Source organism: Rubrivivax gelatinosus, from assembly GCF_016583785.1.
Taxonomy (GTDB): Bacteria; Pseudomonadota; Gammaproteobacteria; order Burkholderiales; family Burkholderiaceae_C; genus Rubrivivax; species Rubrivivax gelatinosus_B.
Window position 1 is genome coordinate 1 of sequence record NZ_NRRU01000135.1, and the last position, 11,543, is coordinate 11,543.

The window sequence follows — 11,543 nt, forward strand, 5'->3', positions numbered from 1 at the left end:
CACCGGGCGGGCCGCCGATGTGGCGCAACGCCGACGCGACGCTGAAGACGAAACCCAGCACCAGCGCCGCGACCGCGGCGACCAGCGCGATCAGCACGCTGGCGGTCACGAACCAGGCGACACCGCCGGCAATCACCGCCGCCAGCGGCAACCCGAGCTTGCGCCCCAGCATCCGGGACAGCACCGTCGCCATCACCGGCACGCCGAACAGCAGCAGCACGATCCAGTCCTCGAACTGCGTGCCTTCCTGGGCGCCCGAGTGCGCCGCCGGCGCCGGCAGGTTCTCGCCGCGGATGCGCGCGATCAGCTGGTCGAGCGCCGCGTCCAGCCCGCCGGCGTAGTCGCCTTCGCGGAACGCGGGGCGCATCGCCCGGTCGATGATCTGGCGCGCGGCCAGGTCGGGGATCGCACCTTCGAGCGCACGCGCGACCTCGATGCGCACGCGCCGGTCGCCGATCGAGACGACGACGAGCACGCCGTCGCCGACCTCGCGCCGGCCGATCTTCCACTGGTCGGCGACGCGCCAGGCGTAGGCGGCGATGTCCTCGGGCGCGGTGTTGGCGACGATCAGCACGACGATCTGCGGGCCGGCGTCGGCCTCGAAGGCCGCGAGCTTGGCTTCGAGCGCCGCACGCTGCTCAGGCTTGAGCGTGGCGGTCTGGTCGATGACGCGCGCCGACAGCGCCGGCACCGGCTGCAGGTCCTGGGCGACGGCGGCGCCGGCGAGCGCGAACGCCGCCAGCACCAGCGCCAGCACGCGGCTCAGCCAGCGCATCGTCAGGCGCTCACTTCGACGCCGGCTTGTCGAAGTTCACCGCCGGCGGCCGGCTGATCGTCGCTTCGTCCTGCACCTGCAGGCTGGGCTTGACCTCGTAACCCAGCGCCATCGCCGTCAGGTTGCTCGGGAAGCTGCGCGCCAGCACGTTGTACTGCTGCACCGCGGCGATGTACTGGTTGCGCGCGACGGTGATGCGGTTCTCGGTGCCTTCGAGCTGCACGCGCAGGTCCTGGAAGCCCTGGTTGGCGCGCAGGTTGGGGTAGTTCTCGCTGACGACCAGCAGCCGCGACAGCGCGCTCGACAGCTCGCCCTGCGCCGCCTGGAACTTGCGGAAGGCCTCGGGGTTCTCGATCAGCTCGGGCGTGGCCTGGATCGAGGTCGCACGCGAGCGCGCCTCGACGACACGGGTCAGCGTCTCCTGCTCGAAGTTGGCTTCGCCCTTGACCGTGGAAACGAGGTTGGGCACCAGGTCGGCGCGCCGCTGGTACTGGTTGAGCACCTCGGCCCAGCGCGCCTTGGTCTGTTCGTCCAGGCGCTGGAAGTCGTTGTAGCCGCAGCCCGAGAGCGCCAGCACGACGCCGAGCGCGGCGATCCACCTCGTCAACCCCATAACGTCCTCCTTCTTTGGCGCCGGATGCTACCCCCTGCGATGTCCCCGCGCGGGCGGGGGCTCGGCGCACTACGATGCCCTCACCATGGCCGATCCGACCGCTTCCCCCAGCCCGCGCGACGCAGCCTCGCCGCCGCGCGCGGCCACGTTCGCTCTGCGGGAACGCGCGCTGGTGCTCGGCGCCGGCGGCGCGCTCGGCTCGGCGCTGCTGGCCGAGGCGCTGGTCGCCGGGCGCTTCGCCCATGTCGCCGCACTCGTGAAAGCGCCGCTGGCGTCGACGCCGCGCGGCCTGGGCACGCTGTACGAAGCCGAGCTGGCAGCCGCGGTGCCGCCGCTCGCCGACATCGCCTTCCTGGTCTTCGAGCGCGAACGTCACGCCAACGGCCGCGACGAGGCCTTCGTGCAGCCGCAGCCCCAGGAGCTGCTGGCACGCGCCAGCGCGCTGCACGCCGCCGGCGTGCGCCGTCTGGTCGTCGTGCTGCCGCACGCGCCGGCGCTGCTGCCGGCGGCGCTGAAAGCCGGTTTTGCGTCGGCGGCCGAGCAGCAGGTCGCCGCGCTCGGTTTCGAACACTGCGTCTTCCTGCGCGCCGCCCAGGCCGAGACGGGCCCGGCCGGCGCCTCGTGGCTGGAGCGGGTGGTGGCGCTGTGGCTGGCGCAGCTGCGCTGGATGATCCCGGCGCAGCAGGGCGCCCTGCGCACGCCGCGGCTGGCGCAGCTGGTCGTGCTGCTCGCGCGCCTGCTGCCGTCCATGCCGGCCGGCACCCGCGTCGTCGCGCCCGAGGCACTCTGGGACGCCGCGCAGCAGCCTGACGATTACCAAGCCGAGATCAAACTGGCCCAGGCACTCGCACGGCGATAATTCGCCGATGTTCGCCCCCCTCCAAAACGACCAGTTCCTGCGCGCGTGCCTGCGCCAGCCCACGACCCACACGCCGCTCTGGCTGATGCGCCAGGCCGGTCGTTACCTGCCGGAGTACCGTGCCACGCGCGAGAAGGCGGGCAACAGCTTCATGGGTCTGGCCACCAACCCGCAGTACGCCACCGAGGTGACGCTGCAGCCGCTGGACCGTTATGCGCTGGACGCGGCGATCCTGTTCTCCGACATCCTGGTCGTGCCCGACGCGATGGGCCTGGGCCTGAGCTTCGGCGCCGGCGAAGGCCCGCGTTTCGCGCATCCGGTGCGCGACGAAGCCGCGGTCACGGCGCTGCAGGTGCCTGACCTGGACAAGCTGCGCTACGTCTTCGACGCCGTGACGCTGATCCGCAAGTCGCTCAATGGCCGCGTGCCGCTGATCGGCTTCTCCGGCAGCCCCTGGACGCTGGCCAGCTACATGGTCGAAGGCGCTGGCTCGGACGACTACCGCGTCATCAAGCAGATGCTGTACGCGCGCCCCGACCTGCTGCACCGCATCCTCGACGTCAACGCCCAGGCCGTCACCGCCTACCTGAACCAGCAGATCGAATGCGGCGCCCAGGCGGCGATGATCTTCGACAGCTGGGGCGGCGTGCTCGCCGACGGCGCCTTCCAGGAATTCAGCCTCGAGTACACGCGCCGCGTCGTCGCCGGCCTGAAGCGCGAACACGCCGGCCAGAAGATCCCGGTCATCGTCTTCACCAAGGGCGGCGGCATCTGGCTGGAGCAGATCGCCGCGATCGGTGCCGACGTCGTCGGCCTGGACTGGACCGCCAACCTGGGCGACGCCCGCCGCCGCACCGGCGACCAGGTCGCGCTGCAGGGCAACCTGGACCCGGCGGTGCTGTTCTCGACGCCCGAGGTCATCGCCAAGGAAGCGGCCAAGGTGCTGGACAGCTTCGGCGCCCCGCAGCGCGCCGACGGCGGCTGGGGCGGCCACGTCTTCAACCTCGGCCACGGCATCAGCCAGCACACGCCGCCGGATCACGTCACCGCGCTCGTCGAAGCGGTGCACACGCACGGCCGCCGGCTTCGTTCGGCCGGTAAGTGAGCGCTCAGGGCCTGCGTTTGCCCCCCTTGAACGCTTGACTTATCCCCAGAAACCGTGCTGCGGCGCAGCGTTGCCGCACCCGACGACCGACGGCCCCACTGGGGCCGTTTGTCTTCGCTAAGTCCTTGATTTTTCTGGAATCAGCCCCGGTGCCGCTTAATCGCGCAAAGAACCTCCGGGCCCGCAGAATCAAGGACTTGGCGGCGCTGGACGCAGCTTCTGCACAAAGTTATCCACAGAAGCTGTGGGCAGGTCCGAAAAGCCTTCCCGCACAAGCACTTGGGGCCGATCCTTGAGACCAAGACTAGCAATCGCACGCAAGTGACCAAGCGATGACCAAGCGCATCGCCGTCGCCGTCGAGACACCCCAGCACACGGGGGTCGGCGTGCTCGACTACCGCGCCGACACCGAACTGCCTCCCGGCACGCTGCTGCGTGTGCCGCTGGGCCGGCGCGAGGTGCCCGGCATCGTCTGGCACCGCCCCGGCGACACCGAGGTCGCCGACGAGGCGCTGCGCCCGGCCGGCCCGGCGCTGGCGGCGCTGCCGCCGCTGGGCGAGGCCTGGCGGCGCCTGGTCGAGTTCGCCGCTGCTTATTACCAGCGCGGTGTCGGCGAGATGGCGCTGGGGGTGCTGCCGCCCGAGCTGCGCAAGCTCGACGACGTGCAGCTCGCACGCCGGCTCGCCAAGCTCGCGAAGCTGGCACCGCTGCCGGCCGGCGAGGCGCCCGAACCGCCGCCGCTGACCGCCGAGCAGGCGGCGGCGCTGGCCACGCTGGCCGAGGGCACGGCGCCGGCGCTGCTGCACGGCGTCACCGGCAGCGGCAAGACCGAGGTCTACCTGCGCGCCGCCGAGCAGGCGCTGGAGCGCGGCCAGCAGGCGCTGGTGCTGGTGCCCGAGATCAACCTGACGCCGCAGCTCGAAGCGCGTTTTGCCGCGCGTTTCCCGGGCCGGCGCCTGGTCAGCCTGCACAGCGCGCTGACGCCGGCGCAGCGGCTGAAGAACTGGCTGCAGGCGCACCTGGGCACGGCCGACCTGGTGCTGGGCACGCGGCTGGCGGTGTTCGCCTCGCTGCCGCGGCTGGGGCTGGTCGTCGTCGACGAGGAGCACGACCCCTCGTTCAAGCAGCAGGAAGGCGCGCGTTATTCGGCGCGCGACCTCGCCGTCTGGCGCGCGCACGACGCCGGCGTGCCGGTGCTGCTGGGTTCGGCCACACCCTCGCTCGAGACCTGGCAGCGCGTGCAGGAAGGCCGCTACCGGCGCCTGGCGCTGGACGCCCGCATCGGCGGCGGCGCGATGCCGCGCGTGCGCGTCTTCGACATGAGCCGGCTGCCGCGCGAACGCGGCGTCGACGCGCCGGCGCTGGCGCCACCGGTGCTGGACGCGCTGCGCGAGCGCCTGGAGCGTGGCGAACAAAGCCTGCTGCTGCTCAACCGCCGCGGCTACGCGCCGGTGCTGCAGTGCGGCGAATGCGGCTGGAAGAGCGGCTGCCCGCACTGCAGCGCCTGGCGCGTGTTCCACAAGGCCGACCGCACGCTGCGCTGCCACCACTGCGGCTTCACCGAACGGGTGCCGCGCGCCTGCCCCGACTGCGGCAACCAGGACATCGCCCCGGTCGGCCGCGGCACCGAAAAGCTGCAGGAGCAGCTGTCCGAACTGCTGCCCGGCGCCCGCGTCGCGCGCATCGACGCCGACAGCACCAAGGGCGTCGGCGCGCTCGAGAGCCAGCTCTCGGCGGTGCACGCCGGCGAGGTCGACGTGCTCGTCGGCACGCAGATGGTGGCCAAGGGCCACGACTTCCGCCGCATCACGCTGGTGGTTGCGGTGAACCCGGACTCGGCGCTGTTCGCCAGCGACTTCCGCGCCCCCGAACGCCTGTTCGCGCTGCTGATGCAGGCCGGCGGCCGCGCCGGCCGCGACGCCGAGCAGGCGGCACGCAGCGAGATGTGGATCCAGACCTGGAACCCCAAACACGCGCTCTTCGCCGCGCTGAAGCGCCACGACTACGCGGCTTTCGCCGCCAGCCAGCTCGACGAACGCCGCAGCGCCGGGCTGCCGCCGTTCAGCCACCTGGCGCTGCTGCGCGCCGAGGCCAAGACGGCCGAGGTCGCCAGCGCCTTCCTCGACGCCGCCGCGGCGCTGGCCGAAGGCATCGAGACGATTGGCGTCTACCCGCCGGTGCCGCCGGCGGTGTCGCGTGTGGCCGACGTCGAACGTGTGCAGATGCTGGTCGAGTCGGCGTCGCGGCCGGCGCTGCAGCGTTTCCTCGCCGGCTGGCTGCCCGAGCTGCACGCGCTGCGCCCGGCGCACAAAGGCCTGATCCGCTGGGCGGTCGACGTCGACCCGCTGGCGATCTGAAAGGCACGGCGTTTGCCGGTGCGCCGCTTCGGCACAGCGGAGCGCACACGTGGCGGAGTGGATCACCGGCTTCATCGAGACCCACGGCTACTGGGCGATCGCGGCGCTGATGGCGCTGGAGAATGTGCTGCCGCCGATCCCGTCGGAGCTGATCATGCCGTTCGCCGGATTCCACGCCGCGCAGGGCGCGCTCGACCCGGCGCTGGTGGTGGCCGCCGGCGCGGCGGGCTCGATCGCCGGCACCCTGCCGTGGTACTGGCTCGGCCAGCGCCTGGGACGGCGCCGGCTGGAGCAGCTGGCCGAGCGCCACGGCCGCTGGCTGGCGGTGTCGTGCGACGAGGTGGAACGCGCGACACGCTGGTTCGAACGCCACGACGCGCGCGCCGTCTTCGGCGGCCGGCTGGTGCCCGCGGTGCGCAGCGTGATTTCGGCGCCCGCGGGTGTCGCGCGCATGGCGCTGCCGCGTTTCCTGCTGTGGTCGACCGCCGGCACGCTGGTCTGGTGCACGCTGCTGGCCGGCGCCGGCTTCACGCTCGGCGAGCGCCACGAGACGGCAGCGCAGTGGCTAGGCCCGGTGTCCGAGGCCATCGTCGTCGCCGCGCTCGCCGCCTGGTTGTGGCGCGTGCTGCGCCGGCGCTGATCAGGCCGGGCGCACGCCCATCCAGGCCACCAGCGCGCTGAAGCTGAAGAAGGCCAGCGCCGTCGACAGCATCACGACGCGCGCCACCGGCCCGGCGTCGGCGCGGTAGCGCTCGGCCAGCAGCGGCACGTTGCTCGCGCTGGGCAGCGCGGCGGCCAGCGTCAGCACCATCGCCTGCTCGGGCGACAGCGGCACGCCCAGCACGATCAGCCCCAGCGCCAGCGCGGCCACCAGCGCCGGGTGGACCACGAGCTTGACCGCGGTGATCGCCGCCACGCCGCCCCAGCGCGTGCCGTGGCCGGCGCGCTGTCCAGCACGCCAGAGCACGGCGCCGACGGTGAACAGCGCCACCGGCGTCGCGGCGTCGGCGAGCATGCGGACCAGCACGTCCACCGGCCCCGGCAGGCCGACGCCGGCGACCGAGAACACGGCGCCCAGCGCCGTCGCCCAGGGCAGCGGGTTGCCGAAGGCGCCGCGCAAGGCCAATGCCAGCGCGCGCCGCGTGCCGTGGCCGGCGGCGTCGCCGGCCTGGGCGAGCGCGATGCACAACGAACTGGTGACGAAGACGTCGATCAGCAGCACCGCGATCGTCGGCCCGGCGGCCTGCGGCCCGAGCAGGCCGACGAGCAGCGGCACGCCCATGAAACCCGAGTTCGGGAAGGTCGCGACGAGCGCGCCGAAGGACGCGTTCTTCAACCCGGCGCGGCGCCACGTGAAGCCCAGCACGCCGCCGACGACGACCGCCGCCGCGCCCAGCCAGCACAGCAGCACCGCCGGGTCGAGCAGCTGCGAGATCGGGGTCGCCATCGCCAGGCGCAGCAGCATCGCCGGCAGCGCGAAACACTGGACGAAGACGTTGAGGCCGGGAATGGCGCTCTCGGGCAGCAGGTGCAGCCGGCCGGCGGCATAACCCGCCGCCACCAGCGCGAAGAAGGGCGCCGTCACGGCGAGGATCGACAACATTGCCGCGAGTATCGCAATCGACTCGGTGTCCGGGCGGCGGCTGCCGCCCGGACACCGAGCCTGCGGCTATACCGCACAACTGCCCCGAGCCCCCTCCGCGAGGGTGCTCCAGCTCGTTCGACGAGCGCCCTCCAGCCTCCCTCCGAGAGGGAGGCTCCACTCAGTCTGAGGAGCGCTGCATCGCCGAAGATCGGTGACGAATTGGCAATGCGTTCTTCGACGTCCTGCTAGCCTCGCACCCGTCAGAGGAGGAAGCGATGGCCGACGAGACGAAACCCCGTTCGCGCACGATGCGCGTGCTGCGTGGCCTGTGGTGGCTGGTCGACACCGGCCGGCGCGCGATCCTGAACCTGCTGCTGCTGCTCGTTCTCGGCGCCGTCGCCTGGGCGGCGCTGCGCGGCGGCCCCGCGCCGCTGGCCGACAAGACGGTGCTGGTGATCAACCCGCAGGGGCCGATCCGCGAGCAGTTCAGCGGCAGCCTGCGCGAGAACGCGCTGCAGAAGGCACGTGGCTCCGAACTCGAGCAGACCCGGCTGCGCGACCTGCTGACGGCGCTGGACGCCGGCGCCGCCGACCCGCGCATCTCGAGCGCGCTGCTGGTGCTCGACGACTTCGCTGGCGCCGGGCTGCCGACGCTGCGCGAGGTGGCCGCCGCCGTCGACCGCTTCAAGGCCGGCGGCAAGAAGGTCGTCGCCTGGGGCTCCAGCTACGACCAGCGCCAGTACTACCTGGCGGCGCACGCGAACGAGGTCTGGCTGCACCCGATGGGCGGGGTCGAGATCTCCGGCATGGGCAGCCAGCGCAGCTACTTCAAGGGCGCGCTCGACCAGCTCGGTGTCACCGCCCACGTGGTGCGCGCCGGCCGCTTCAAGAACGCCGCCGAGACGCTGGCCGCCGACGGCCCCTCGCCCGAGACCGGCGAGGCCGACCGCGAGCTCTACGACGGCCTCTGGGCCGACTACACCAGCGCCGTCGAATACGCGCGCCGGCTGCCGCGCGGCAGCCTCGACCGCGCGCTTGCCGAACTGCCCGAGCGCCTGGCCGCCGCCGGCGGCGACGGCGCCAAGCTCGCCGCGCGCGAAGGCCTGATCGACGCGATGAAGACCCGCGACGAGCTGCGCGCGGCGCTGATCGCCCGCGGCGAACGCGACGGCGAGAGCTTCCGCCAGATCGGCTTCGGCGCCTACGCCGCGCGCTTCGCGCCGCCGCCGGCCGGCGACACCGTCGCCGTCGTCGTCGCCGAAGGCCCGATCGTCGACGGCGACGCCGGCCCCGGCACGATAGGCGGCCTGTCGACCGCGGCGCTGGTGCGCGACGCACGCGAGGACAAGCAGGTGCGCGCCGTCGTGCTGCGCGTCAACTCGCCCGGCGGCAGCGCCTTCGGCTCCGAACTGGTGCGGCGTGAACTCGAGCTGACACGCGCGGCCGGCAAGCCGGTCGTGGTCTCGATGGGCGACGTCGCCGCATCGGGCGGTTTCTGGATCTCGACCGCGGCCGACGAGATCCTGGCCGACCCGGCGACGATCACCGGCTCGATCGGCGTCATCGCCGTGCTGCCGACCGCCGAGCGCGGCCTCGAGCGCCTGGGCATCCACACCGAGGGTTACCGCACCGGCTGGCTGGCCGGCGGCTACGACCCGCGCCAGCCACTGGACCCGCGGCTCGAGCAGGTGCTGCAGTCCAGCATCGGCCACGTCTACGGCCAGTTCCTGGCGCGTGTCGCGGCGGCGCGCAAGACGACGCCGGAGCGCATCGACGAGATCGGCCAGGGCCGCGTCTGGACCGGCGCCCAGGCGCGCGTGCGTGGCCTCGTCGACCGCAGCGGCGGGCTGCGCGACGCGCTCGCGGTGGCGGCGGCACGCGCCAAGCTGGCGCCGGGCTACCGCGTGCACTATGTCGAACGCAGCCCCGGCAGCGCCGAGCGCCTGATGGCCTGGTTCGGCGGCCTCGGCGCCAGCGCGCTGGAGCCGCTGCTGCAGCCGGCGCTGCAGGCCGCGCTGCCGCCGCCGCTGCCGGCACCGCTGGCCGAGCTGAAGCAGCAGACCGCCTGGCTGCTGCAATCGGCCGACGGCCGGCGCCCGGCGGCGATGGCGCACTGCCTGTGCGCCGCACCCTGAACCCCGGCCGCCCGGCCGGGGCGGCGCGCATCAGGCGGCGACCAGCCCGCTGAACAGCGGGTCGCGGCGCGAACGTGGGCGGTAGGCCGAGACGCGGCGCGCGATCTCGGCGATGTGCTCCGGCGTCGTGCCGCAGCAGCCGCCGACGATGTTCAGGAAACCCGCCTTGGCGAAGTCTTCCATCAGCGCGCCGGTGACCGGCGGCGTCTCGTCGAAGCCGGTGTCGCTCATCGGGTTGGGCAGGCCGGCGTTCGGGTAGCAGCTGACGAAGGTGTCGCCGGCGATGCGCGACAGCTCCTCGATGTAGGGCCGCATCAGCGCCGCGCCGAGCGCGCAGTTGAGCCCGATCGCCAGCGGCCGCGCATGGCGCACCGAGTGCCAGAAGGCCGCCACCGTCTGCCCCGACAGGATGCGGCCCGAGGCGTCGGTGACGGTGCCCGAGACGATCACCGGCAGGCGCTCGCCGCGCTCTTCCATCAGCTCGTCGAGGGCGAAGATCGCCGCCTTGGCGTTGAGCGTGTCGAAGATGGTCTCGACCAGGAACAGGTCGACGCCGCCGTCGAGAAGCGCCTCGGCCTGCTCGCGGTAGGCGCCGCGCAGCGCGTCGAACGTGACGTTGCGCGCGCCGGGGTCGTTGACGTCGGGGCTGATGCTGGCGGTGCGCGGCGTCGGGCCGAGCGCGCCGGCGACGAAACGCGGCTTGTCGGGCGTGGCCGCGGCGTCGGCGGCTTCGCGCGCGACCCGGGCCGAGGCCAGGTTCATCTCGCGCGCCAGGTGCGCGAGTGCGTAGTCCTCCTGCGCGATCGAGGTCGCACCGAAGGTGTTGGTCTCGATGATGTCGGCGCCGGCGGCGAGGTACTTCGCGTGGATCTCGCGGATCACGTCGGGGCGCGTGATCGACAGCAGGTCGTTGTTGCCCTTGAGGTCCTTCGCATGCTCGCGCAGGGCCTCGTTGCGGAAGTCGGCTTCGCCGAGCTTGTAGCGCTGGATCATCGTGCCCATCGCGCCGTCGATGACGACGATGCGCCGGGGCAGCAGCTCGGCCAGGGCCTGGCCGCGGGTGTATTCGGGCGTGCGGGCGTTCATGCCGGCATTGTAGGAAGTGCACCCCGCCCCGGGGGGCCGGGCGCTCAGTGCAGCGTCAGCGGATGCTGCGCCAGCCGGGCGTAGCCGGCGATGAAGTCGTCGAAGTCTTCGGCGCCACGTTCGGCCTCGACCAGTTCCTGCACGCCGCGGCGGAAGCTCTCGGCGATGACGCCTTCGAGCCAGATGTCGGTGCGCGCGAACTTGTCGACGATCTCGTAGCCGCCGCGTGCGGGCGTGCCGGCTTCGGCCGGCAATTCGACCTGGACGACGACGAAGGAGTCGGATTGGTACAGCATCTGCATGCCCGGCAGATGCGCCCGCAAACCACCGATTCAAGGCCCGGCAGACGTAACGGCCGCCGTGCCGAGCAGGCGCTGCTCGACGACCGTGCCGTTGGCGGCGACTTCGCTGCGCCAGCGTACCGGCAGCCAGCCGCGCGCCGGGTCCAGCCAGACCTCCAGCTTCGGCTCGTAAGGCGCCGGTGCCGCACTCGCCAGCCGCAGCGCCGCCGGCACCGGCCCGGCCGGCAGCTCCAGCGCCTCGAGCGCGACGACCTCGAAACGCCGCAGTGCCGCGTCGCCGCGGGTGCCGGCGACGAAGAGCTCGACCGCCGCGCCGGGCACGAAACGCTGCGGCGCCGCGGCCACGACCGCGGCCAGCTGCGCCAGCCAGCTCAGCCGGTCCTGGGCGCCGGGCAGCAGCGCGTGCTGCTGCTCCAGCCCGGAGTAGCTGATGCGGCCGACGTCGCGCCGGAAGTTGGCCGCGCGCCGGTCGCGGCCGCGGCGGCGCTCGACCAGGCGCTCGGGCTCCAGCCCGTGGGCGCCGAGCGCGCCGCGGCTGGCCCAGCCGTCGCCGGCGTCGTCGGCGAGCACGAGGCGGTAGCTGCCGTCGCCGGGCGACCAGTCGAGCACGAACTCGCCGTCGCGGCCGCCGCCTTCGCGCCGCCAGCGTCCGCTGAAGGCCGGCGGCAGCCGCACCGGGTACAGCGGCGGCGGCGCGGCGGCGATGGCGAGCGCGGCGGCACCGTC

At 73.1% G+C, this 11,543-nt stretch carries 11 protein-coding genes; 5 read left to right on the forward strand and 6 right to left on the reverse strand.

Going from position 1 to position 11,543, the window contains the following annotated elements:
• On the reverse strand, positions 1–775 hold a 775-nt coding region (locus CKO43_RS23120), incomplete at its 3' end, for a TPM domain-containing protein (protein ID WP_200380115.1).
• A 10-nt stretch (positions 776–785) separates the two neighbouring features.
• Positions 786–1,388, reverse strand: coding sequence for a LemA family protein (locus CKO43_RS23125; protein ID WP_200232083.1), 603 nt, complete (start codon positions 1,386–1,388; stop codon positions 786–788).
• A gap of 85 nt (positions 1,389–1,473) precedes the next feature.
• On the opposite strand from CKO43_RS23125, the gene CKO43_RS23130 reads away from it, so the two are divergent.
• The 4 genes from CKO43_RS23130 (at position 1,474) to CKO43_RS23145 (ending at position 6,349) form a co-directional block, all read left to right on the forward strand.
• The gene (locus CKO43_RS23130; protein ID WP_200232082.1) at positions 1,474–2,247 is read left to right on the forward strand and encodes a Rossmann-fold NAD(P)-binding domain-containing protein; all 774 of its coding nucleotides are present in this window, start codon (positions 1,474–1,476) and stop codon (positions 2,245–2,247) included.
• Between the two features lie 7 nt (positions 2,248–2,254).
• Positions 2,255–3,352 carry a uroporphyrinogen decarboxylase gene (gene hemE, locus CKO43_RS23135; protein ID WP_200232081.1) on the forward strand — a complete coding sequence of 366 codons (1,098 nt, stop codon included), beginning with the start codon at positions 2,255–2,257 and terminating at the stop codon, positions 3,350–3,352.
• A gap of 332 nt (positions 3,353–3,684) precedes the next feature.
• Positions 3,685–5,709, forward strand: a complete 2,025-nt coding sequence (locus CKO43_RS23140) for a primosomal protein N' (protein ID WP_200232080.1) — start codon at positions 3,685–3,687, stop codon at positions 5,707–5,709.
• A gap of 49 nt (positions 5,710–5,758) precedes the next feature.
• Positions 5,759–6,349, forward strand: a complete 591-nt coding sequence (locus CKO43_RS23145) for a VTT domain-containing protein (protein ID WP_200232079.1) — start codon at positions 5,759–5,761, stop codon at positions 6,347–6,349.
• On the opposite strand, the gene CKO43_RS23150 is transcribed toward CKO43_RS23145, so the two are convergent.
• Complete coding sequence (locus tag CKO43_RS23150; protein WP_200232078.1) at positions 6,350–7,312, reverse strand: AEC family transporter; 963 nt, start codon at positions 7,310–7,312, stop codon at positions 6,350–6,352.
• Between the two features lie 257 nt (positions 7,313–7,569).
• On the opposite strand from CKO43_RS23150, the gene sppA reads away from it, so the two are divergent.
• Positions 7,570–9,429, forward strand: coding sequence for a signal peptide peptidase SppA (gene sppA, locus CKO43_RS23155; RefSeq protein WP_242481311.1), 1,860 nt, complete (start codon positions 7,570–7,572; stop codon positions 9,427–9,429).
• A gap of 30 nt (positions 9,430–9,459) precedes the next feature.
• Here sppA and CKO43_RS23160 read toward each other — a convergent pair whose 3' ends face one another.
• The 3 genes from CKO43_RS23160 to CKO43_RS23170 all read right to left on the reverse strand — a co-directional run.
• On the reverse strand, positions 9,460–10,515 hold the full coding sequence (locus CKO43_RS23160; RefSeq protein WP_200380116.1) for a homocysteine S-methyltransferase family protein: 1,056 nt from the start codon (positions 10,513–10,515) through the stop codon (positions 9,460–9,462).
• A 44-nt stretch (positions 10,516–10,559) separates the two neighbouring features.
• A complete protein-coding gene (locus tag CKO43_RS23165) occupies positions 10,560–10,811 on the reverse strand; it encodes a BTH_I0359 family protein (RefSeq protein ID WP_346014509.1) in 252 nt (83 codons plus the stop codon).
• A 36-nt stretch (positions 10,812–10,847) separates the two neighbouring features.
• A partial coding sequence (locus CKO43_RS23170; protein ID WP_455710411.1) for a DUF3108 domain-containing protein occupies positions 10,848–11,543 on the reverse strand: 696 nt, incomplete at its 5' end.